General features: G+C 74.2%; 22 protein-coding genes. 13 read left to right on the plus strand and 9 right to left on the minus strand.

Going from position 1 to position 20,518, the window contains the following annotated elements:
- Positions 1–21: 21 nt before the first annotated feature.
- Positions 22–2,526 carry a beta-glucosidase gene (locus OG444_RS13045; protein ID WP_442810511.1) on the minus strand — a complete coding sequence of 835 codons (2,505 nt, stop codon included), beginning with the start codon at positions 2,524–2,526 and terminating at the stop codon, positions 22–24.
- Positions 2,527–2,646: 120 nt separating this feature from the next.
- On the opposite strand from OG444_RS13045, the gene OG444_RS13050 reads away from it, so the two are divergent.
- The 5 genes from OG444_RS13050 to OG444_RS13070 all read left to right on the plus strand — a co-directional run bounded on the left by OG444_RS13050 (position 2,647) and on the right by OG444_RS13070 (position 6,904).
- Positions 2,647–3,228, plus strand: a complete 582-nt coding sequence (locus OG444_RS13050) for a TetR/AcrR family transcriptional regulator (protein WP_327262331.1) — start codon at positions 2,647–2,649, stop codon at positions 3,226–3,228.
- A 98-nt stretch (positions 3,229–3,326) separates the two neighbouring features.
- Entirely contained in the window at positions 3,327–4,190 is an 864-nt protein-coding gene (locus tag OG444_RS13055) for an endonuclease/exonuclease/phosphatase family protein (RefSeq protein ID WP_327262332.1), read from the plus strand.
- Between the two features lie 339 nt (positions 4,191–4,529).
- A complete protein-coding gene (locus OG444_RS13060) occupies positions 4,530–5,429 on the plus strand; it encodes a LysR family transcriptional regulator (protein ID WP_327262333.1) in 900 nt (299 codons plus the stop codon).
- 4 nt (positions 5,430–5,433) lie between these two features.
- Positions 5,434–6,168, plus strand: coding sequence for a carbon-nitrogen hydrolase family protein (locus OG444_RS13065; RefSeq protein ID WP_327262334.1), 735 nt, complete (start codon positions 5,434–5,436; stop codon positions 6,166–6,168).
- A 13-nt stretch (positions 6,169–6,181) separates the two neighbouring features.
- Positions 6,182–6,904, plus strand: coding sequence for a PaaI family thioesterase (locus tag OG444_RS13070; RefSeq protein ID WP_327262335.1), 723 nt, complete (start codon positions 6,182–6,184; stop codon positions 6,902–6,904).
- Between the two features lie 33 nt (positions 6,905–6,937).
- Here the strand turns inward: OG444_RS13070 and OG444_RS13075 are convergent, their stop codons facing one another.
- On the minus strand, positions 6,938–7,273 hold the full coding sequence (locus tag OG444_RS13075) for a winged helix-turn-helix transcriptional regulator (protein WP_327262336.1): 336 nt from the start codon (positions 7,271–7,273) through the stop codon (positions 6,938–6,940).
- Between the two features lie 97 nt (positions 7,274–7,370).
- Between OG444_RS13075 and OG444_RS13080 the strand changes: the two genes are divergently transcribed.
- Positions 7,371–8,282 carry an NAD(P)-dependent oxidoreductase gene (locus OG444_RS13080; RefSeq protein WP_327262337.1) on the plus strand — a complete coding sequence of 304 codons (912 nt, stop codon included), beginning with the start codon at positions 7,371–7,373 and terminating at the stop codon, positions 8,280–8,282.
- Positions 8,283–8,340: 58 nt separating this feature from the next.
- On the opposite strand, the gene OG444_RS13085 is transcribed toward OG444_RS13080, so the two are convergent.
- From OG444_RS13085 to OG444_RS13095, 3 genes are all read right to left on the minus strand, one after another.
- Positions 8,341–9,141: an EI24 domain-containing protein gene (locus tag OG444_RS13085; protein ID WP_327262338.1), complete on the minus strand. Its 801-nt coding sequence runs from the start codon at positions 9,139–9,141 to the stop codon at positions 8,341–8,343.
- Between the two features lie 65 nt (positions 9,142–9,206).
- Complete coding sequence (locus OG444_RS13090) at positions 9,207–9,629, minus strand: organic hydroperoxide resistance protein (protein ID WP_202201684.1); 423 nt, start codon at positions 9,627–9,629, stop codon at positions 9,207–9,209.
- A 64-nt stretch (positions 9,630–9,693) separates the two neighbouring features.
- Entirely contained in the window at positions 9,694–10,716 is a 1,023-nt protein-coding gene (locus OG444_RS13095) for an NADP-dependent oxidoreductase (RefSeq protein WP_327262339.1), read from the minus strand.
- Positions 10,717–10,811: 95 nt separating this feature from the next.
- Here OG444_RS13095 and OG444_RS13100 point away from each other — a divergent pair, with 95 nt between their 5' ends.
- Positions 10,812–11,237: a MarR family winged helix-turn-helix transcriptional regulator gene (locus tag OG444_RS13100; protein WP_327262340.1), complete on the plus strand. Its 426-nt coding sequence runs from the start codon at positions 10,812–10,814 to the stop codon at positions 11,235–11,237.
- 48 nt (positions 11,238–11,285) lie between these two features.
- Here the strand turns inward: OG444_RS13100 and OG444_RS13105 are convergent, their stop codons facing one another.
- Positions 11,286–12,011, minus strand: a complete 726-nt coding sequence (locus OG444_RS13105; protein ID WP_327262341.1) for an SCO2400 family protein — start codon at positions 12,009–12,011, stop codon at positions 11,286–11,288.
- Positions 12,012–12,089: 78 nt separating this feature from the next.
- Between OG444_RS13105 and OG444_RS13110 the strand changes: the two genes are divergently transcribed.
- Positions 12,090–12,650, plus strand: a complete 561-nt coding sequence (locus OG444_RS13110; protein ID WP_327262342.1) for a hypothetical protein — start codon at positions 12,090–12,092, stop codon at positions 12,648–12,650.
- A gap of 25 nt (positions 12,651–12,675) precedes the next feature.
- On the opposite strand, the gene OG444_RS13115 is transcribed toward OG444_RS13110, so the two are convergent.
- Positions 12,676–13,383 carry an esterase/lipase family protein gene (locus OG444_RS13115; protein WP_327262343.1) on the minus strand — a complete coding sequence of 236 codons (708 nt, stop codon included), beginning with the start codon at positions 13,381–13,383 and terminating at the stop codon, positions 12,676–12,678.
- A 212-nt stretch (positions 13,384–13,595) separates the two neighbouring features.
- Here OG444_RS13115 and OG444_RS13120 point away from each other — a divergent pair, with 212 nt between their 5' ends.
- Complete coding sequence (locus OG444_RS13120; protein ID WP_327262344.1) at positions 13,596–14,633, plus strand: rod shape-determining protein; 1,038 nt, start codon at positions 13,596–13,598, stop codon at positions 14,631–14,633.
- A complete protein-coding gene (locus OG444_RS13125) occupies positions 14,630–16,207 on the plus strand; it encodes a sensor histidine kinase (protein WP_327262345.1) in 1,578 nt (525 codons plus the stop codon). Before OG444_RS13120 ends, OG444_RS13125 begins: the two co-directional genes overlap by 4 nt.
- Positions 16,208–16,217: 10 nt before the next feature.
- Here the strand turns inward: OG444_RS13125 and OG444_RS13130 are convergent, their stop codons facing one another.
- The gene (locus tag OG444_RS13130; RefSeq protein ID WP_327262346.1) at positions 16,218–16,655 is read right to left on the minus strand and encodes an Lrp/AsnC family transcriptional regulator; all 438 of its coding nucleotides are present in this window, start codon (positions 16,653–16,655) and stop codon (positions 16,218–16,220) included.
- Positions 16,656–16,725: 70 nt separating this feature from the next.
- On the opposite strand from OG444_RS13130, the gene OG444_RS13135 reads away from it, so the two are divergent.
- The 3 genes from OG444_RS13135 (at position 16,726) to OG444_RS13145 (ending at position 19,580) form a co-directional block, all read left to right on the plus strand.
- A complete protein-coding gene (locus OG444_RS13135) occupies positions 16,726–17,397 on the plus strand; it encodes a LysE family transporter (RefSeq protein ID WP_327262347.1) in 672 nt (223 codons plus the stop codon).
- 159 nt (positions 17,398–17,556) lie between these two features.
- Positions 17,557–18,189, plus strand: coding sequence for a hypothetical protein (locus OG444_RS13140; protein WP_327262348.1), 633 nt, complete (start codon positions 17,557–17,559; stop codon positions 18,187–18,189).
- Positions 18,186–19,580 (plus strand): carboxyl transferase domain-containing protein, encoded by a 1,395-nt coding sequence (locus tag OG444_RS13145; RefSeq protein ID WP_327262349.1) that lies wholly within the window; start codon positions 18,186–18,188, stop codon positions 19,578–19,580. Before OG444_RS13140 ends, OG444_RS13145 begins: the two co-directional genes overlap by 4 nt.
- A gap of 67 nt (positions 19,581–19,647) precedes the next feature.
- Here the strand turns inward: OG444_RS13145 and OG444_RS13150 are convergent, their stop codons facing one another.
- On the minus strand, positions 19,648–20,475 hold the full coding sequence (locus OG444_RS13150; RefSeq protein ID WP_327262350.1) for a helix-turn-helix domain-containing protein: 828 nt from the start codon (positions 20,473–20,475) through the stop codon (positions 19,648–19,650).
- Between the last annotated feature and the right edge of the window lie 43 nt (positions 20,476–20,518).

Here is a 20,518-nt window from a genome sequence, read left to right on the forward strand (position 1 = left end):
GATTTCCGGCCATACGGTGTGTCAGGCGAGGTCGAGCGTCGCGGTCAGCCGGGTGTCGCCGTGCGAGTGGCTCGCGCGGACCTCGTAGGTGCCGCCGATCCGCCGCCAGCCGCGGACCTCCTCGTCCCAGATCTCGAAGGCCCGGGCGGGCAGCGAGATCTCGGTCTCGACGCTCTCTCCGGGGCCCGCCACGACGCCCGCGAAGGCGGCCAGCCAGCTGGCCGGGCGCTCCACGCCGTCCCGCTCGGGGGCCAGGTAGACCTGGACGACCTCGCGGCCGGGCCGGGTGCCGGTGTTGGTGAGGCGGACCCGGACCGTGTCGGGGGTGACCTCCAGCGAGTCGTAGGTCCAGTCGGTGTAGCCCAGTCCGTGCCCGAAGGGGTAGGCGGGGCTCACGCCGTGCTTCTCGTACGCGCGGTAGCCGATGTGGATCCCCTCGCCGTACTCCAGGCGCCCGTCGGTGGGGACGACCTCGGTGACGGGCGCGTCCGCGAACCGCGCGGGCCAGGTGGTGGGCAGCCGCCCGCCCGGCTCCGCGTCGCCGAGGAGTACGTCGGCCAGCGCGGCCCCGCCCTCCTGCCCGGGGAACCAGGTCAGCAGCACGGCGGCCACGTCCTCGCGCCACGGGAGCTCCACCGGGGAGCCCGCGTTGACGACGACCACCGTGTTCGGGTTCACGGCGGCGACGGCGCGCACCAGGTCGTCCTGGCGGCCCGGCAGGCAGAGGTCCTGCCGGTCGAAGCCCTCGGACTCCACGCGCTCGGTGGTGGCGACGACCACGACGGCCGTGTCGGCGTCCCGGGCGGCGGCGACGGCCTCGGCGATCAGCTCGTCGGCGTCGCGCCGCGGGCCGAGGTGGAGCAGCGAGAACATGATCGCCCTGAGCGGCAGCGAGGTCATGTCGGGGACCTGGAAGGTCAGTGAGACCTCCACGGGCTCGCCCTCGGTGAGAGTGAGGCGGGCGCGCTCGTTGGGGGCGCCGAAGAACGCCTCGAACGGGTCGGCCTCGTTGCCCATCTCCTGGACGCCGCTCCACAGGCTCTCGCCGCCGACGGCGAGGGCGAAGGCACCGAGTCCGCGGGTGCCGAAGGCGTGCTCCCCGCTCTCCCGCGGCACGAACGTCCCCCGGACCTCGATGCTCGCCATGGTCTCGTACGTGACCCCCGCGGGCAGGTCGTCGCCGATCCACTGGACCTGGCCGGACGGCAGGCCGCCCTCGCCGATGACGGCCCCGGAGGCGTCGCGGCAGACGGCGTGGAGCTCGAAGCCCTGACCTGCGGGGGTGAGTTCGTCGGAGGGGTCGGCGCCGACGGAGTAGGCGAGGGCGCCCTCGGGGAGGGCGGCGGTGAGGCCGTCGAGCGGGGAGACGATCCGCTCGGGGAAGACGGTGGCGCTGCCCCCGCCGAGGACGCGGGCGTCGCGGGCCGCGGCGCCGGCGAGGGCGACGGTGCGGCCCGCGGTGGTGTCGAGCGGCAGTGCACCCTCGTTCCTGACCAGGACGAAGCCGCGGGCGGCGAGCTCACGGGCCAGCGCCTGGCCGTCGATCGGGGCCGGGAGGTTCTCCACGGCGGCGGGGGCGCCCTCCAGGACGCCGACGCGGGCGGCGAGGCGCAGGACGTTGCGCGCGGCCTCGTCCACGGCGGACTCGGGGACCTCGCCGGCGCGGACGGCCTCGGCGAGGGCGGGTCCGTAGACGGTGGTGGGGCCGGGCATCGCCACGTCCATGCCGCCGAGGATGTCGCCGGCGGTGGAGCGGGCGGCCATCCAGTCGGAGACGTTGCAGCCGTCGAAGCCCCATTCGGCGCGCAGGACCTCGTTCACGAGGTACTGGTGCTCCGTCATGGTGGTGCCGTTGACCTGGTTGTAGGCGGTCATGATGCCCCAGGGGTGGGCATGGGCGACGATCGCCTCGAAGGGCGCGAGGTAGAGCTCGCGCAGCGGGCGCGGGGCGATGACGCTGTCGACGGTGAACCGGTCGGTCTCGGCGTCGTTGCCGACGAAGTGCTTGACGGTGGTGCCGACCCCGCCGTCCTGGACGCCGTTCACGTAGCCGGCGCCGATGGCGCCGGTGAGGTAGGGGTCCTCGGAGTAGCACTCGAAGTGCCGGCCGCCGAGCGGGGAGCGGTGCAGGTTGACGGTGGGCGCGAGGAGGACGTGGACGCCCTTGCGGCGGGCCTCCTGGGCGAGGAGCCGGCCGGCGCGGCGGGCGAGCTCCGGGTCCCAGGCCGCGGCGAGCGCGGTCGGGGACGGCAGGGCGATGGACGGGTCGTCGGCGGTCCAGCGCACGCCGCGGACCCCGATGGGCCCGTCGGAGAAGACCAGGGACTGCAGCCCGATGGCGGGGACGGCGGGCAGGGCCCACATGTCCTGCCCGGCCAGGAGTCCGGCCTTGGTGTCGAGATCCAGTTTGCCCAGTGCCGCCTCGACGGCGTCGTTTCGTGTCTGGTCGCGGACCTGATCGGCATCGGTCACGGCCGTGCCTCCTCGTTGAGTGCGGTGCGGTGCGGTGCGGTGCGGTGCCCCCATCGTGGACCTGTTACCTGTTGAACGGTAGGGTTCGTAATGTGTTCGTGATATTTGGATGCCGTACGGTCCTGTGGGCAGGGTGCGAGCGGGCGGGTGCGAGCGGGAAGGGGTGCCGGGGAGATGGTCAGGGCGAGGAGCGAGGAGCGCCGCGGGGAGATCGTCCGCGCGGCCGTCGAAGTGATCGCGGAGCGCGGCTACCGCGGCGCCTCCCTGGCCACGGTCGCCGAACGCGTGGGCCTGACCCAGCAGGGGCTGCTGCACTACTTCCCGACCAAGGAGGCCCTGCTGGTCGCGGTGCTGGAGGAACGCGACCGCTGGGACACGGGCGGCGGCTCGCGCTCCGCGGCCGACACCTGGCGCCTGGACCTGCTGGCCTCGCTGGTGGAGTACAACGCGATGCGTCCGGGCATCGTGCAGACCTTCTCGGCGCTGCTGGGCGAGAGCGTCACCGACGGGCATCCGGCCCGGGAGTTCTTCACCGAGCGCTACGCCCAGGTCCGTTCGGAGATGGCTGCGGTGCTGCGCGTCGAGTTCGGCGACCGGCTCCCCTCGGGCCTCACCCCGGAGCAGGCCGCGCCCCTGCTGACGGCCGTCATGGACGGCCTCCAGTACCAGTGGCTGCTGGCCCCCGAGTCCGTGGACATGCCGGCCGCGTTCCGCGCCTTCCTGACCCTGCTGCGGGGCCCCGGGACCCAGGTCTGACCCGCGCCGACCCTCCGGATACCTTGATCATCGAACGGGTTCGATCGAAGGTTGGGTAGTTCATGCGAATGTCCGGATGGATGAGGCGGAGCGCCGGAGTGCTGAGCGCGCTCCTGCTCGCGGCAGGCCTGGGGACGCCGGCGGCCGCGGCCGCCGAGACGAAGAACCTCCAGGTCATGTCATGGAACATGTGCGGTTCGCAGCGTTCCAGTTGGCACTGTGCGGACACCGGCACGCCGCAGCAGAAGATCGACGTGGTCAGGTACCACGTCCAGAACAACTACGTGCACGTCGCGCTCCTCCAGGAGGTGTGCGAGGACGACCTCACGGCGCTGATGGCCCAGTTGGGGCCGGGCTGGAACAAGAACTTCGCCGCGTACCAGTGGTCGCAGGGAGCCTCCGGGAAGTGGAACAGCCGCTGCGGTGAGGACGACGGGCGGGCCGACCGCATCGGCACCGCGATCGTGGTCAAGGGCCAGATGGCGGACGCGCAGGAGTACCCGCTGCCGCAGCCGTACGTCGGCCAGCAGCGGCCCTTCCAGTGCGCGACGGCGGTGTACTGGGGCGTCCGGCTCTGCAACGTCCACCTCTCGCCCCTGGGCAGCAACCCGGACCACCCGACCTGGGACTACCGCGACGACCAGCTCGCGCAGCTCAAGGCCATCGTGAACACCTTCCCCCGGACGGTCTTCGGCGGGGACTTCAACAGCCTGTCCCCGGACGACCCGAAGAACAAGGCCGCCCACGTGTGGCCCGTCGGCCTCTACTCCACCGGGCCCGGCACCGAGGGCTACCAGGAGTGCGATCAGCAGGGCGCCTCGCGGACCGGCCGGGCGACGCACTCCTCCGGCGGGAAGATCGACTACCTGTTCGCCAGTGAGACCCGGCGCTGGTGCGCGGTGGCCGACTCGGCCTTCTCCGACCACCACGTCGTGATCGAGTCCCTGGCCGTCCCCGCCTGACGGTCGGACGGCCACGCCGCGACCACCGTCCGGCCGGAGTGCGCAGAGGTCCGGTCCGCGCGCTCCGGGCGGGCGGTGGGCGCGGCGCGCACCGCCTCCAGGACCGGCAGGGGGCGTGGCCGGCGGCCGGGGCCACGTCCCTCGCGGCCAGGGCCACCGGGAAGTCGCCGTCCGGTTCCGGACCGTCAGCCCGCGCCCCGGGACGGCAGGTGACGGGCCGTCGGAGATCCCGTCCGGCCGAGGCCGAGGCTGAGGAGCACGGTCCTCAGTGCTGCGCACATGCCCACGACGCCGGGCGGGGCCCGTGCATGTGACGAGCAACTGCCTAGCATGCCTGCCATGCCCTCTTCGCACAGCCTGTACGAGGTCTTCCTGTCCGTGGCGCGCCTGGCCTCCTTCACCGCCGCGGCCCGCTCCCTCGGCTACACCCAGTCCGCGGTCTCCCGGCAGATCCAGACCCTCGAGGACGAGTGGGGCACCGCGCTCTTCGACCGCCTCCCCCGCGGGGTCCGCCTGACCGAGGCCGGGCGGATCCTGCTCCCGCACGCCGAGGCCGTCGGCGAGCGGCTGCGCACCGCCCGCGCCGAACTCGACGCGCTGCGCAGCCTCGGCGCCGGGCGCCTGCGGATCGGCGCCTTCTCCACCGCCGACGCCGCCCTGCTGCCCCGCACGCTGGCCGCCTTCCTGGCCCGCCACCCCGGCGTGGCCGTCACCCGCACCGAGGGCCCCTCCGCCAAGCACCTGGCCCTCCTCGCCGCCGGGGACCTCGACCTCGCCGTCGTCGCGGACACCTCCGCGGAGCCGCCCGGCGGCTGCACCCCGCACCACCTGCTCGACGAGCGGATGTACGTGGCCCTGCCGCTCGGCCACCGCCTCGCCGGGCGCGCCGGCGTACGGCTGGCCGAACTGGCCGACGAGGAGTGGATCGCGGCCGACACCCGGCCCGAGGAGACCCTCATGCACTCCGCGCTGGCCGGCGGTTTCCGCCCGCGCACCGGTTTCGTCGCCGCCGACTGGACCGCCAAGCAGGGCTTCGTCGCGGCCGGGCTCGGCGTCACCCTGGTCCCGGCGCTCGCCGCCTCCTCGGCACGGGCCGACCTCGCGCTGGTCCCCCTGCACCCGGACGACACCCCGCGCCGCCGGATCTACGCCGCCACCCCGCGCGGGATCGCCCCCTCCCCCGCCGCCCTGGTCTTCCTGGCCCTGCTGAGGAAGGTCGCCGGCGAGCTGGCATCCTGACCGCGTGAAGATCGCCGCAGCCCAGCTGACCTGCATCCCCGCCGACGTCCGCGCCAACGTCGACCGGGCCGCCGCCCTCGCCGCCTCGGCCCGCGACCAGGGCGCCGAGCTGGTGGTGTTCCCCGAGCTCGCGCTCACCGGGTACGAGCTCGGCGCGCTGGCCGCCGACCCCTCCCTGTGGACGGCCGCGGACGACCCGCGGCTGGATCCGCTGCGCTCCGCCGGGATCGCCACCGCGGTGAACGTCGCCCTGCCCACCGGCGGCCCGCGGCCCGCCGTCGCGACGCTGGTCCACGACGCGGACGGCGCGCACGTGACGACGTACGCGAAGCAGCACCTGTACCGGCAGGAGCAGGAGGTCTTCGCGGCCGGCGAGGGCGACGGACGGTTCGAGCTCGGCGGGATCCGCTTCTGCCTGGGCGTCTGCTTCGACAACCACTTCCCCGGACTGCCCGGCCGGGGCGCCGCCGACGGCTGCCGCGTCCACCTGGCGAGTTCCCTGTACGGGACGGGCGACGGGATCCACGAGCGCGCCACCGTGTACCCCGGGATCGCGCGCGAGCACGGCCTGTACGTGGTCCTCGCCAACCACGTCGGCCCGGCCGGCCCCTGGACCGGCTGCGGCCGCGCGGCCGTGTGGGGCCCGGGCGGCGCCCTGCTGGCCGAGGCGGACGACCGTACGCCGTCGGTGGTGACGGCCACGGTGGTGACGGCCTCGGCCGGGAGCACCCCGGTGTGATGAGGTGGGCGCCATGAGCGACTTCGAGACGATCACGGTTCCGGAACGCCTCCACGGATATCCGGGGGTGGCCTTCGGCGGCTACGTGGCGGGCGTGCTGGCCGCCCGGGCCACGGCGAAGGGCGTACGGGTGGACTTCCGGCGGCCCGTGCCGACCGGGGCGCCGGTCCGGCTCGCCGCGACCGCGGACGGCGGCTGCGAACTGACGGACGGCGAGCTGCTGCTGGCCCTGGCCACCCCGGCCGAACCGCCCCGCGCCGGATCTCCCGAAGCCCCTTCCTGGGACCGGGCGGTGGCCGCGGCCGAGGCCTTCCGGGCGGACCCGCCGGACGGCCAGGCCGACTGCTTCGGCTGCGGCCTGGACCGGACGCCCGCCACCGGGCTGCGCCTGCACTGCGGTACGGTGCCGGGCCGCGAACTGGTCGCCGCCGCCTGGACCCCCGCGCCCGGGCTGGGCGGCGCGGACGGGCTGCTGCCGCCCGAGCTGGTGTGGGGCGCGCTGGACTGCCCCGGGAACGCGGCCGGGCGGCTGCTCGACGGCCGCCGGGCCGGTGCGGTCACCGCCGCGCTGAGCGCCCGGCTGCTGCGGCCGGTGCCGGTGGGCGAGGGGCTCGTCTCGTACGCCTGGATGCTGTCGAGCTCGGGCCGCAAGTACACCGTGGGCACGGCGCTGGGCACGGCCGACGGCGAGCTGTGCGCCGTCGCCGAGGCGCTGTGGGTGGAACCGCGCGCGTAGTCGCTCCCCTGCGGATCCCGCCGGGCCCCGGCCTCACACCGAGTCGGGCAGCAGGTGCTTGCTGCCCCACGCGCCCAGCGGCGCCAGGGCCGCGTTCAGGTCCTGGCCCAGGGGGGTCAGGGAGTACTCCACGCGCGGCGGGACCTCGTCGTACACCTCGCGGTGCACGATGCCGTCGGTCTCCAGCTCGCGCAGCTGGGCGGCGAGCACTTTCTCGGAGACGCCGGGGACGAGCCGGCGCAGTTCGCCGAACCGGCGCGGGCGCTGGTCCAGCTCCCACAGGAGCGACACCTTCCACTTGCCGTCGATCACGGACATCGCCGCGGCGATCCCGCAGTGGTCCGCACCCGGCCTTCGTGTCACCGTCATCGCACACCCTCCCCCACCTGGACGCTCACCTTGGGGTAACCACCCACTCCAAAGTGCGTACTTGAGCGCTCTCCCGCCCGCCACCAGGCTAAGCGCCATGACCGACACCATTACCGGAACCCATACCGGCACCGCAGCTCAGACCTCCCTGACCCTCCTCGGCCTCGGCGACATGGGTACCGCCCTCGCCCGCACCTGGCTCGCCGCCGGGCACTCCCTGACCGTCTGGAACCGCACCCCCGCCAAGGCCGCGGCACCGGCCTCCGAAGGGGCGAGCGTCGCCCCGAGCGCGGCGGCGGCCGTCGCCGCGAACGATCTGGTCGTCCTGTGCCTGCTGGACGACGCCAGCGTCGGCTCCGCCCTGGACGGCATCGACCTGGCCGGCAAGGACCTCGTCAACCTCACCACCGGCACGCCCGCGGAGGCACGCGCCCGGGCCGCTTGGGCCGAGGAGCGCGGCGCCCGGTACCTGGACGGCGGGATCATGGCCACGCCGACGATGATCGGCGTCCCCGAGGCCGGCGGGTACGTCTTCTACAGCGGCTCGCACGCGCTCTTCGAGACCTGCCGGGCGGTCCTGGAGGTCCCGGCCGGGGCCCGCTTCGTCGGCGGGAACCCCGGGCACGCGGCCCTGCACGACGTGGCGCTGCTCAGCGCGATGTGGGGGATGTTCGCCGGCATCTCGCACGCCTACGCACTGATCGCGGACGAGGACATCGCCCCGAAGGACCTGGCTCCCCTGCTGTCCGAGTGGCTCGGCGCGATGAACTTCTTCGTCGGCAACGCCGCCGAGCGGCTGACCTCGGGGGACTTCACCTCCGGGGTGGTGTCCAACCTGGCCATGCAGGTCGTGGGCAGCGGCACGATGCTGCGCACCGCCGATGAGCAGGGCGTCAGCACCGAGCTGGTCGCCCCGTACGTGGACCTGCTGCGCCGGCGGCTGGCCGCGGACCCGGCCGCGCACGGCGGGGAGGACACGACCGGGGCCGTCCTGCTGCTGAAGCGGTAGGAGGTCCCGGGGAGCGGCCGTCACGAGTAGGCGGTCGGCGGCTCCCGGGGAGCGGCCGCTACGAGTAGGCGGGCGGCGGCGGTCCGAAACCCGCGGGGGTGGTTTCGGCGGCCGGGGCCTCGTCGGTCCGCATGAGGTCGCGCGCCATCAGCGTGGCGCCGGCCACCGCGCCGGGCATCAGGAACACCGCGACCAGCGGCACCAGGAACGCCAGCACCAGCGGCACCCCGAAGCCCAGCACCAGCATCCGCCGCGACCGCATCAGCTCCAGCCGGTCCGCCAGCTCCACCTTGCGCCGCTGGAGCGCCACGGCGGTGAGCTCCTGGGTCAGGAAGTACCCGGAGACGCAGAAGCCGAGCACCGGGATCACGGTCTGCCCGATCACGGGGAGAAAACCGAGGGCGAAGAGCGCGATGCCGTACAGCAGCACCCGCCCGAGCACCTTCACGCTGTCCCGGGCCGAGACCCACAGCTCCCGCCAGAGCGGGAGCCCGGACTCGGGGACCTCGCCGCCCTCGCTGCGGTCGACCTGCTCCGAGAGGGACTCGTAGAACGGCTGGCCGATCAGCAGGGTCACGGCGGTGAAGGTGATCACCGCGAGGAAGAGCCCGAGGCTGAAGAGCAGGGCGGTCAGGAAACCGCGGAAGACCGGGAGCCACGGCGAGGACCAGTCGTCGGCGAAGGGGGTGGCCCAGGCGGTCAGGTCGTCGGCCCCGTAGCCGAGCCCGACCAGGGCGCCGGCGTAGAGGACGAACGCGACGAGCCCGGGCAGCAGGCCGAAGCCCAGCCACCGGCCGTGGCCGAACACCCATCGCTGTCCGGCCAGCAGATACCGGAAACCCCCCGCAAGATCACGCATGGGGTCAGTTTACGGCGAAGGCCGCACCCCGGTCGGGGTGCGGCCTCCGCTGTGCGAGCGCAGGATCAGACGGCGAGCTCGACGGTGATGTTTCCGCGGGTCGCCTTGGAGTACGGGCAGACCTCGTGGGCCTTCTCGATGAGGTCCTTGGCGGTCGCGGCGTCCACGTTCGGGATCACGGCGGAGATCTTGACGATCAGGCCGAAGCCGTCGTCGTTCTTGCCGATGCCGACCTCGGCGGTGACCGTGGAGCCGGAGATGTCGGCGTTCACGTTCTTCGCGACGACGCCCAGGGCGCCCTGGAAGCAGGCGCTGTAGCCGGCGGCGAACAGCTGCTCCGGGTTGGTACCGGCGCCGCTGCCACCGAGCTCCTTCGGCGGGTTCACGACGACGTCGAGCTGACCGTCGTTGGTGGCGACGCGACCGTCGCGGCCGTTCTCGGCGGTGGCGACAGCGGTGTAGGCGACGTCGGACTGCTGGATGGACATAAAGGAAAATCCTCCTGGTAATCGCCGTGAGTCGCGCCCACGATCACGACGGTGTGCAGTGAGCCTAACCGGTGAAAGAAACGATCATCTTTCCGGTGTTCTCGCCGCGGAGCATGCCGAGGAAGGCGGAGGTGGCGTTCTCGACGCCCTCGACGACGGTCTCGTCGTAGCGCAGCTCACCGGATCGCAGCCATCCGGCGACGTCCTGGACGAACTGCTGCTGCAGTCCGTTGTGGTCGTTGACGAGGATGCCCTGCAGGCGCAGGCGCTTGCCGATGACCTGCATCAGGTTGCGCGGACCGGGGGCGGCCTCGGTGTCGTTGTAGCCGGCGATCGCGCCGCACAGGGTGGCGCGGCCGTTCACCTTCATCGAGGAGATGGCGGCCTCCAGGTGGTCACCGCCGACGTTGTCGAAGTAGACGTCGATGCCCTCGGGGGCGGCGGCCGGCAGCTGCTCGGCGACGGGACCGTTCTTGTAGTTGAAGGCGGCGTCGAAGCCGTACTTCTCCGTGAGCAGCGTCACCTTCTCGTCCGAGCCGGCCGAGCCGATCACCCGGGACGCGCCCTTGATCTTGGCGAACTGGCCGACGAGGCTGCCGACGGCGCCGGCGGCGCCGGAGACGAAGACGGAGTCGCCCTCCTTGAACGAGGCCACCTCGAAGAGTCCGGCGTAGGCGGTCAGGCCCGGCATGCCGAGGACGCCGAGGTAGGCGGAGAGCGGGGCGAGCGAGGCGTCGACCTTGACGGCGTGCGCGGCGTCGAGGTCCGCGTACTCGCGCCAGCCGAAGGGGTGCAGGACGTGGTCGCCGACGTTGAAGCCCTCGGCGGCGGAGGCGACGATCTCGCCGACCGCGCCGCCCTGCATCGGCTCGTCCAGCTGGAAGGGCGGGATGTAGGACTTCACGTCGTTCATCCGGCCGCGCATGTACGGGTCCACGGACATGTACAGGTTGCGCACGAGGATCCGGCCGGCCGCGGGCTCGGCGGACACGGGCACCTCGCGCAGGGCGAAGTCCTCGGCGACGGGCCAGCCCTGCGGGCGACGGACGAGGTGCCACTCGCGGCTGACGGCGGGGATCTGAGACATGCGGCGCTCCTGGTCAGAACGAAATTGCTTCACTAGGTGAAACAACCATGCGCCTAGATATTTCATGTTGTCAAGTAAATGGGTACGCTGGTTCCATGCCCAGTCGTCGCGCAGACCCAGTGACCATCGAAGTCGTCGAGCTCATCGGCGACGTCGTGGCCCGCTATCACACGGAGTACGAGCACGCGGCCGCCAGCCACCAGCTCACCGGCGCCCAGGCCAAGGTGCTGACCATGCTCGCGCTGGAGCCCATGCCGATGCGGCGCATCGCGCTGAAACTGCGGTGCGAGCCCTCGAACGTGACCGGCATCGTCGACCGCCTGGAGACCCGCGGGCTGGTCGAACGCCGCCCGGACCCCGCCGACCGCCGGGTGAAGCTGGCCGCCCCCACCGAGGAGGGCACCCTGACCGCGGAGCGGCTGCGCGAGTCGCTGGACTTCGCCCGCGAACCGCTGGCGGGCCTGTCCACGGAGGAACGCACGGCCTTGCGGGACCTGCTCAAGCGGATGCTGGACGGCTAGGTCCTAAGCCCGGACCCGCTGGCTCGGGGCCGATCGGCGCGACGCCGCCTAGAACCAGCCGCAGAAGATCCAGCAGTCCTTGGTCGGGGTCGGTGTCGGGCTCGGCGACGGGGACGTCGTCGGCGACGAGGGCTGCGTGCTCGCGGTGGGGCTCTGCGACGGCCTGCCCGACGGGCTTCCCTGTACGGACTTCCCCGGGCCGGGAGTGCGGGAGGCCGGGCCCGACGTGCCGGGGGCGGGGGCGGACTCCGTCCCGCCCGGCTCCGCGACGCCCCCGGAGGGCACCGCGGCCCCGCCCGTCTTCGTCCCCGCGGCAGGGGCCTTCGCCGTGGCCTTCCCGGAGCCCGTCGGCGCACCGGCGGTCGGCGTGTCCGGCAGCGGGGCGGGCTGCTGCGGGCCGTCCTCGGTCAGCAGCACCTGCGCGGCCCGGTCGCTCCGCTCCCCGTCAGTGGCCATACGGGCCACCGCCATCGAGCCCCCGACGGCGATCAGCAGGCCGAGGGAGAGGGTCAGCACCGTCCGGCGGCGGCGCCGGTGCGTGACCCGGCGGCGCCCACCGGCGCGCCGCTCGTTCGGGGCGGACAGCACGACGAGCGAGTCGGCGTACACGTCGGCCAGTGCGGTCGGCAGGCTCGGGGACGGCACCTCGGCGACGGGCACGGCGGGCGGCGCGGCTGCGGAGGCCGCGGGGATCAGGTATTCGGCGGGAGTTCCGCATCCGGCGCACGCCAGTGCGCCGTTGAGGTGCCTCCGGCAGGCGTGGCAATAGTTCATGGCGCCCGCAGGCTACGTGCTCCGCGGCAACATCCAGATCCCGAGAACGTAAGGATCCTGTGTGGAATCGTTGCTTCCATGACATCTTTCGGGCCGGCCGCATTCCAGTTGGTGCTGCTGCGGCGGATGGCCGACTTCCAGCCGGACCTCGCCGACCAGGCCCGCCGCCGGCTGGGCGCCTCGCTCGCCGACCAGCGGGAGGCGAACAAGCACTGGCAGGCAATGGTCCGATCGCCCCGCTCCCGCGGGGCCCTGGCCCGGTACCGCTCGGTGCTCGGCCCGCCGGAGTCCGCCGAGCACCGCGCGATCGGCGATCTGGAGTGCGAGGCCCTGCTCTGGCCGCTGCCGCTCTGGCCGGACCTGCGCTTCGAGGTGCTGGCCGCGCCGGACGGGGCCGTGTGGAACGAGTGGCTGGTGCGGGCCCCGGGCGCGCGGGGGCCCGTACTGGAGTCACCGGAGGATCTGCGGCCCTGGTCGGCGACGGTGGACGAGGTGGCGCGGGCCTTCGCGCCGGTCCGGCCGATGGAGGGCACCGCGCCCACCCGCTGGCGCCTGGCCTTCGCCGCGCGGGGGCGTCCCTGCGTCGCGGAGTTCACGTACGGCCTGCTCCAGCGGTTCTCCCTCGACGGGACGACCTAGACACCCCTCGGGTGCCGGACACCCGCTAGGAGGCGAGGAAGGCGCGGACTCCGGCCGAGGTTCCGTCGTCGCCGAGCAGGTCGTTGTGCCCCAGGCAGCCCACCGGCGTATTGGCGGCTCCGGCCAGCGGGACGCTGTCGTCCGGGTTGACGACCTCGTCGCAGTCGGACCAGAAGGTCGCGTACTTCACGGCGCCCGGGGTCCCGTCGCCGGCGTTCAGCTTCTTCACCACGTACGACCCGGGGGTCATGTCCCGGCAGGCCTGGTCCCACAGGGCGCAGGCCCAGGCGGTGGAGGTGCCGCGGTTGGGTCCGGCCAGCGAGACCCAGTGGTCCACGGCGGCCGCGCCGCCGCCGAACTTCACGTACCAGCGGCTGACCAGCGAGCCGAAGGAGTGCGCGACGACATCGACCCTGGCGGCGCCGGTCTCCCGGCGGACCTGGTCGACGTAGGCGCCGAGCCGCCCGGCGAGGACCTCGTTGACGGACAGGTGGGTGTCGTAGCCGAAGGAGAAGAGCTCCGCGTCGGTGTACCCGGTGGCCCGCAGGTCCGCGCGCAGGGCTCCCCAGACGCCCGGGTCGGCGTTGTAGCCGTGTACGAAGACGACCGGATTGCGGGGGACGGCCCGATCGGCGGCACCGGCGGCGCGGGCGGGGGCCGCCAGCGCGAGGCAGAGCGACAGGAGTGTCAGGAGCGCCGGAAGTGCCTGCATTCTCTGTCGGGCCGTCAGCATCGGCTCCCCTTTACCTTGTTACGCGCGAGTAGCGCGTGCGGTGCGGGCATGGTGCTGCCTGTCGGTACAGAAATCCACCCCCATGCAGCCGCGAGGCACCCCCCGGCCGGAGCATCTCAACGGGCCATGAGACCGAATTGCCCGCGATGATATGAGAAGTGACCGGCATTTCCGTCGGTCCTCTTGCGTCAGCGCTCTCGGGAGGATCTGCCGTGACCGTCAGTCTTGAGCAGTTGCGCCGCTGCCACGTCGCCGTCGACCTGGGGGCGGCAAGGACCCGCGTGTACGTCAAGGGCGCCGGCCTCGTGGTCGACGAGCCCAGCGTCGCCGCGGTCAACACCCGCACCGGTGCCCTCATCGCCGTCGGCACCTTCGCCGAGCGGATGACCGGCCGCACGCCCGACTACATCCGGGTCGTGCGCCCCGTCTCCGGCGGCACCGTCGTCGACATCGAGATGGCCCAGCGGATGCTGCGTCACCTCCTCGGCGAGAAGCTGCGGCGCGCCCTGCGCCGCAAGCCCCGGCTGCGGGCCGCCGCCTGCACGCCCCACGACGCGGACCCGCTCGCCCAGCGGGCCACCGTGGAGACCCTGGTCGGGCTCGGCGCCCGGCGTGTCGAACTGGTCGACACCCTGATCGCGGCTGCCGTCGGCTGCGGACTCCCCGTGGAGCAGCCGACCGCGACGATGATCATGGTGTGCGGGGCCGCCGCCACCCAGGTGGCCGTCCTCTCCCTCGGATCGATCGTCACCGCCCAGCGGATCCCGGTCGGCGGCGAGGCCATCGACCACGCGGTGGTCCAGCACCTGCGCCACGCGCACGAGCTGATGCTGCCCAGCCAGGCCGTCCGGCCGCTCCAGCTGGCCCTCCACGGCAACGGGCTCACCGCTGGAGGACCGGCCTCCACCCTGATCCACGGCCGCGACGTGGCCACCGGCCTGGCCCGGTCCGTCCACGTGGACACCGCGGCGGTACGGGATGCCATCCACACGCCGCTGACCGCCGTCCTCGACGGCATCGGCAAGGTGCTGCGGGACTGCCCGCCGGACCTGGTCGCCGATCTGACGGACCGGGGGATCATGATGGTGGGCGGCAGCGCCCTGCTGCCGGGCCTGGACCAGATGCTGCGGGACGCCACCGGAATGCCCGTCGCCATCGCGGAACGGCCGGACGTGTGCGCCGTACTCGGTCTCGGCGCGATGCTCGAAGGGAAGATCGCCCCCATGGTCCTCAACCCGCTGGCCGAATGAGGCCCCAGGAGCCCGCGAAGCCCGACCGGCCCGGCGAGGAGGCGGCGAGCCTTCCGGTACTGCTGGAAGCAGTCCTCAACGTCGGGTCCGAGCTGGAGCTGCACGCCACCCTCCAGCACGTCGTGGACTCGGCGACCGAGCTGTGCGCGGCCCGGTACGGAGCGCTCGGGGTCGTCGACCCCGAGCGCGTCCTGCTGACCCAGCTGTTCACGGCCGGGCTGACCGAGGAGGAGCGGGCCGCGATCCCGCACCTGCCGGACGCACGGTCCGGCGTGCTCGGAGCCCTCGTCAGCGACCCCCGCCCGCTGCTCCTGGACGACGTCACCCAGGACCCGCGGGCGGCCGGTTTCCCGCCGGGCCACCCGCCCATGCACAGCCTCCTGGGTGTCCCGATCCGGGTGCACACGGAGGTCTTCGGCAACCTCTACCTCACCGAGAAGCGGGGCGGCGGCCCCTTCACGGACGACGACCTCTCCCTGCTGCGCGTCCTGGCCTCGCAGGCGGGGATAGCGATCGGCAACGCCCGGCTCTACGAGACCGCGCGCCGCCGGGAGCGCTGGATCGACGGCGCCGCCGCCGTGACCACGACCCTGCTCGCCGGCCGCCCGGCCGCGGACGCCCTGATGTGCGTGGCCGAACGGGCCCGGCTGCTGGCGGACGCCGCGGCCGGGGTGGTGCTCCAGCCGACCCCCGAGGGCGGCATGGAGATCGTGGCCGCCTCCACGCAGGGGGACCCCGGGGACCTGGTGGGGACGGCGATCGCGCCCGGTTCGCCGGTGCTGGTACAACTCCTCGGCGGCGAGCCCGTCTTCATCGAGGACTCGGCGACGGACCCCCGGATGACCACGCACGTGCGCGAGCGGTTCGGGCCGAGCATGATGCTCCCGCTGCAGAGCGGCGGCCAGCTGATCGGCACCCTGGCCCTGCCCCGCGCCCGCGGCGGTCCCGCGTACGACGCGGTGGACCGGCTGCTCGCCTCGCAGTTCGCCTCCCAGGCCGCGCTGGCCCTCGTACTGGCGGACGCCCAGCACGACCGCGAGCAGCTGGCGGTGTACGAGGACCGCGACCGGATCGCGCGGGACCTGCACGACCTGGTGGTCCAGCGGCTCTTCGCCACGGAGATGATGCTCGAGAGCACCCGGCGGCGGGCCGCGAACGCCCCGTCCGGGGACACGGTGGGCGACGAACTGGGCCGGGCCGTGGACGAGCTGGACTCCACCATCCAGGAGGTCCGGACGGCCATCTTCGCCCTCCAGCAGCCGCCGACCGACGCCCCGACGACCTTCCGGGGCCGGGTGCTGCGCGAGACGGGCGGGGCGGCCGCCGTGCTCGGCTTCCAGCCGTCGGTGCACTTCTCGGGTGCGGTGGACGCCCTGCTGCCGGAGCCGGTGGCGGGCGACCTGCTCGGGGCCCTGCGCGGCGCCCTGGCCGCGGCGCACCGGCGCGGCGGGATCACCTTCATCGACGTGCAGGTGGAGGCGGACCCGTCCCGGGTCCGTCTGACGGTGGCGGACGACGGCCGTACGGAGTCGGGAGCGCGGGGCACGACGGTGACGTGGGAGTCGGTGCTGTAGTGCGCCCGGGTCACTGACCCGGGCGGGTGGCGGCGCGCAGGGCGATCCGGGTGTTGGACTGGGCCACCCCCGCCTCCCGCTTCAGCCGGCGGAGCAGCCCGTCGAGGGCGGCGGGGTCGGCGGCCCGGGCGCGGACGAGGTAGTCGTGCTGGCCGGTCACGTGCACGACCTCGGTGATCCCGGGGAGCCTGGCGACCTGCCGCTCGAACTCCTCGTTGGTGGTGTCCTGGCGCAGGGTGACGTCGATGAAGACGACGAGCCCGGCGCCGGTGTCGGCGGCCGGATCGACGATCGTGGTGAAGGCACGGATCACCCCCTCGCGGCGCATCCGCCGCACCCGGTCGGCGGTGGCATTGGCGCTGAGGCCGACACGGACACCCAGGTCCCGGTACGAGATCCGCGCATCCTGCTGCAGGATGCCGAGGATTTCCCTGTCGAGGCGGTCCATACCGCGATTCTCGCAGCCGGGGCCGATACTCGCGCTCGTCCTGCCGGGGCCGGGGCCGAATCTCGCCCCCATGAGCGAACTGATGACACCGGCGCTTGCGGGCACGGTCGCGGGGCTGGGCGTGGCGATGCCCATGGGTGCGATGAGCGTGCTGCTGCTCCAGGAGGCGATGCGCAACCGCCGTACGGCCGTGGCCGCGGCCGCGGGAATCGCGGCGGTCGACCTCGGCTACGCGGCCCTCGCCACCGCCCTGGGGCCCTGGGTGGCCTCCCACGTCTCGCCGGTCGAGGCCTGGGTCCGGCTGGCCTCGGCGGTGATCCTGCTGGTCATCGCGGCCCACGGCCTCTCGCGGGCCTCCCCGGCCCCGCCGCCGGCCCCCGGGGCGGCGGCGCCCCCGGCCCCGGCCGGAGGGGGCCGGGCCTCCGTCGCCGCCCCGGCACGGCCGGCCAAGGCGTTCGCCCGGTACGTCGGCCTCACCGCCCTCAACCCCACCACCGCCCTCTACTTCGCCGCCCTCACCACCGCCCAGGGCGCGGATCTGCGGGCCGGCCCGGCGGGAGCCGCCTTCCTCCTCGGTGTCGGCGCCGCCTCCCTCCTGTGGCAGCAGGCGCTCGTGGCGCTCGGCTCCCTCGCCGGTCACCGCATCCCGCACGGCGCCCGCGTCTGGACCTTCCGCCTCGGCTACGGACTGGTCGCCGCCTACGCCCTCAAGATCGCCTTCCCCCTGCCGGGCCTCGGGTGACGGCTCCGGCGGGCGGTCGGGGGCGGGGACGGGGCGGGAGTGGTCCGGGAGCGGTCGGGGACTGCTCGGGGGCGGGTCGGGGTGAGCTCGGGGTGGGCTCGGGGTGGGCTCGGGGTGATGCCGGATACGGCGCGGACGCCCGGCCCCAATGATCGGTACATGACCAATCAACCGCCGCGTCCGCGCCGGGCGGCCCTCACCCGGGCCGCCTTCGTCACCGCTCCCCTGTGCATGCTGGTCTACGGCCTCATCCGGCTCAGCGACCCCGACCACGGCCCCGGCGCCGCCTGGACCGCGGGCCACATCGCGCTGCTGGCGGGCGTGTTGCAGTTCGCGCTGATCCTCCCGGCCCTGCACCGGATGACGGGGCCCGCCCGCGGGGCGGGCCGCCTCGGCGCCGCCGCAGCCACCCTGCTGGGCCTGGCCGGCATGCTGGCCGTCACCGCCCAGGCCGTCATCGACCTCGTCGTCGGCTTCCGAGCCGCCGACCGCCCGGAGATGTCCCGGCTCTTCGACGAGATCCAGAGCCACCCCGGGGTGCTGCCCGCCGTCTACACCGTCGGCCCGATCCTCTTCTACGTCGGCCTCCTGTGGCTCCTGGTCCATCTCGCCGTCCAGCGCCGCGTCAGCCCCTGGCGGCCCGTCATGGTGCTGCTGGGCACGGCCACCACCGCCGTCAGCCTCGACCTGCTGCCGCTCGGCGCGCTCTTCTTCACCGCGGCCCTCCTGCCCCTGTCCCTCCCCCTGACCGCCCGACCCGAACGACAGGAACCTTCTATTGTGACCCCGTGACGACCCGCCTCTCGGCCCGCGCGGCCATCGCCTCCGTGACCGACCCCGGCAGCTTCGCCGAACTCCCCGCCCCCGGCGAGGAGTCACCCGCCGACGGCCCCCATGGACCCGACGGCCCCCTGGAGTGGACCGGCTACGCGGACTCCCGCGCCCGCGCCGCCGCGCGCACCGGCGAGCAGGAGTCCGTGGTCACCGGTACCGCCCGCATCGGCGGCCACGAAGCCGCCGTCATCTCCTTCGAGTTCGGCTTCCTCGGCGGCTCGCTGGGCGAGCGCACCGGGGACCGGCTCGAAGCCGCGTACGTACACGCCCGCGAACACCGCCTCCCCCTCGTCTCGCTCATCGCCACCGGCGGCTCCCGGATGCAGGAGGGCATGCTCGCGCTGACACAGCTCCAGCGCGTGGCCCGCCAGTGCGTCCTGACCCGGGCCGCGGGCCTCCCCCAGCTCGCCGTACTGCGCGATCCGACCACCGGCGGCGGCTGGGCCACCCTCGGCGCCGGGGCCGATGTCGTCCTCGCGCTCCCCGGCGCCCAGGTCGGCTTCGCCGGGTCCCGGGTGCGCCCGGCGGACGCGGACCCGGCGGCCTACTCCGCCGAGGGCCAGTACGCCGCCGGCCACGTGGACGCCGTGGTGCCCGCCGCCGGGCTCCCGGGCACCCTCGCCGACTGGCTCCGCGTGCTGGCCGCGCCCCGGCCCGCCGGGCCGGTCGAACCGCCGGCGGCGCTGGGCCGCGCGGCGGGCGGAGAACCTCCGCGGACCGGCTGGGGCGCCGTGCTGCAGGCCCGTCACCCCGACCGGCCGCGCGCCGCCGCGTACCTGGACGCGTACTTCGAGCTCCGCCTGCCCCTCTCCGGGGACCGCGCGGGCGCCACCGACCCCGGCATGCTGTGCGGATTCGGGCTGCGCGAGGGCCGCGCCGTCGCCTACGCCGCCCAGTGCGGCACGGCCACCCGCCCGGCGGGCTACCGTACGGCCGCCCGCGTCGTCCGCCTCGCCGAAAGGCTCGGCATCCCCGTGCTCACCCTGGTGGACACCCCGGGCGCGGCCAACGACGCCGCCGCCGAGCACGCGGGCGCCGGCGCGGCCATCGCGGACGCCTTCGCGGCGCTGGCCGCGGCCACGGTCCCCGTCACCACCCTGCTGATCGGCGAGGGCGGCTCGGGCGGCGCCCTCGCGCTGGCCGCGCCGGGGAACACCTGGGTCACCCCGGACAGCTACTTCTCGGTGATCGCCCCGGAACTGGCGGCGGCCATCCTCAAGCGCCCGCCGTCGGCCGCCCCGGCCACGGCGGACCAGCTCCGCATCCGCCCCCAGGACCTGGTCGCCCTGGGCGTGGCCCGCGGCATCGTCGGCCCGGCCCGGCCCGGCCACGGCGAGGACACCGCCTAGGGACCGGTCCCGGCGGGCCGGAAGCCGGACGTCCACCCGGCACGGCAACGAACCGGCCGGCTTCCCTTCACAGCCGGCCGGACCGGGCGAACCGCGCCGGGCTGATCCCGACGTGCCGCCCGAAGTGCCGTGTCAGGTGCGCCTGGTCGTAGAACCCCGCGGCCACCGCCGCCTCGGCCGGCCGGACCCCCGCCAGCAGCAACCGCCGCGCGAGGGCCACCCGCCGCGCGGTCAGGTACGCGTGCGGCGGCAGCCCGTACGCCGCGCCGAAGCTCCGGATCAGGTGGGTGGGGTGCAGGTGCCCGAGCTCGGCCGAGGCCTCCGCCAGGGTGATCCCCTCGGCCACCCGCGCGTCGAGCAGTTCGCGCAGCCGTACGGCGACCTTCGCGCCCGGCGCCGCGCCCGGCCCGGGCCCCGGCAGCTCGGCAGCGTGCCCCGCCAGCCACCCGTGCAGCCGCTCCGCCACGAAGGCGAGCCGCGACTGGGCCTCGAAGGGGTCCCGCTCCGCGAGCGCCAGGTGCAGCCCGTGCATCCGCTCGCGCAGCGCCGGACCGGCCGGCAGCGGGGCGTCGACGGCGGCTCCGGCCAGCCGCTCCGGCAGCACCGAGGTCTCCAGGTACAGCACGCGCTTTCGGAACCCCGTCCCGTTCACGGTCCGCCCGTCGTGGGCCACCCCCGGCGGCAGCAGGATCACCTGGTCCGACACCCCGACGCGGTGCCGTTCCCCGTCGAGGGCGAAGTCCACCCGCCCGCCGTCGAGGATCATCAGCGCCCAGGTGTCGTGCACATGGGCCGGGTACGCGTGCTCGGTGAAGCGGGCGTGGAAGACCTCGGCGATGCCGGTCACCGGCGGCTGCCAGGCGGACACGGTGCTGCGCGGACGTATCGCGGCCATGTCAGGAACGTACAAGACCGCCCGCGGGCGTGCCGCCAGGCTG

It is taken from the genome of Streptomyces sp. NBC_01232 (assembly GCF_035989885.1).
GTDB lineage: Bacteria > Actinomycetota > Actinomycetes > Streptomycetales > Streptomycetaceae > Streptomyces.

Excerpts from the sequence above, each read along its gene's own strand:
- OG444_RS13045 (WP_442810511.1), bottom strand. The coding sequence starts at position 2,526 with ATGGGGGCACCGCACCGCACCGCACCGCACCGCACTCAACGAGGAGGC.
- OG444_RS13050 (WP_327262331.1), top strand. The coding sequence starts at position 2,647 with ATGGTCAGGGCGAGGAGCGAGGAGCGCCGCGGGGAGATCGTCCGCGCG.
- OG444_RS13060 (WP_327262333.1), top strand. The coding sequence starts at position 4,530 with ATGCCCTCTTCGCACAGCCTGTACGAGGTCTTCCTGTCCGTGGCGCGC.
- OG444_RS13070 (WP_327262335.1), top strand. The coding sequence starts at position 6,182 with ATGAGCGACTTCGAGACGATCACGGTTCCGGAACGCCTCCACGGATAT.
- OG444_RS13075 (WP_327262336.1), bottom strand. The coding sequence starts at position 7,273 with ATGACGGTGACACGAAGGCCGGGTGCGGACCACTGCGGGATCGCCGCG.
- OG444_RS13080 (WP_327262337.1), top strand. The coding sequence starts at position 7,371 with ATGACCGACACCATTACCGGAACCCATACCGGCACCGCAGCTCAGACC.
- OG444_RS13085 (WP_327262338.1), bottom strand. The coding sequence starts at position 9,141 with ATGCGTGATCTTGCGGGGGGTTTCCGGTATCTGCTGGCCGGACAGCGA.
- OG444_RS13090 (WP_202201684.1), bottom strand. The coding sequence starts at position 9,629 with ATGTCCATCCAGCAGTCCGACGTCGCCTACACCGCTGTCGCCACCGCC.
- OG444_RS13095 (WP_327262339.1), bottom strand. The coding sequence starts at position 10,716 with ATGTCTCAGATCCCCGCCGTCAGCCGCGAGTGGCACCTCGTCCGTCGC.
- OG444_RS13100 (WP_327262340.1), top strand. The coding sequence starts at position 10,812 with ATGCCCAGTCGTCGCGCAGACCCAGTGACCATCGAAGTCGTCGAGCTC.
- OG444_RS13105 (WP_327262341.1), bottom strand. The coding sequence starts at position 12,011 with ATGAACTATTGCCACGCCTGCCGGAGGCACCTCAACGGCGCACTGGCG.
- OG444_RS13110 (WP_327262342.1), top strand. The coding sequence starts at position 12,090 with ATGACATCTTTCGGGCCGGCCGCATTCCAGTTGGTGCTGCTGCGGCGG.
- OG444_RS13115 (WP_327262343.1), bottom strand. The coding sequence starts at position 13,383 with ATGCTGACGGCCCGACAGAGAATGCAGGCACTTCCGGCGCTCCTGACA.
- OG444_RS13125 (WP_327262345.1), top strand. The coding sequence starts at position 14,630 with ATGAGGCCCCAGGAGCCCGCGAAGCCCGACCGGCCCGGCGAGGAGGCG.
- OG444_RS13130 (WP_327262346.1), bottom strand. The coding sequence starts at position 16,655 with ATGGACCGCCTCGACAGGGAAATCCTCGGCATCCTGCAGCAGGATGCG.
- OG444_RS13135 (WP_327262347.1), top strand. The coding sequence starts at position 16,726 with ATGAGCGAACTGATGACACCGGCGCTTGCGGGCACGGTCGCGGGGCTG.
- OG444_RS13140 (WP_327262348.1), top strand. The coding sequence starts at position 17,557 with ATGACCAATCAACCGCCGCGTCCGCGCCGGGCGGCCCTCACCCGGGCC.
- OG444_RS13150 (WP_327262350.1), bottom strand. The coding sequence starts at position 20,475 with ATGGCCGCGATACGTCCGCGCAGCACCGTGTCCGCCTGGCAGCCGCCG.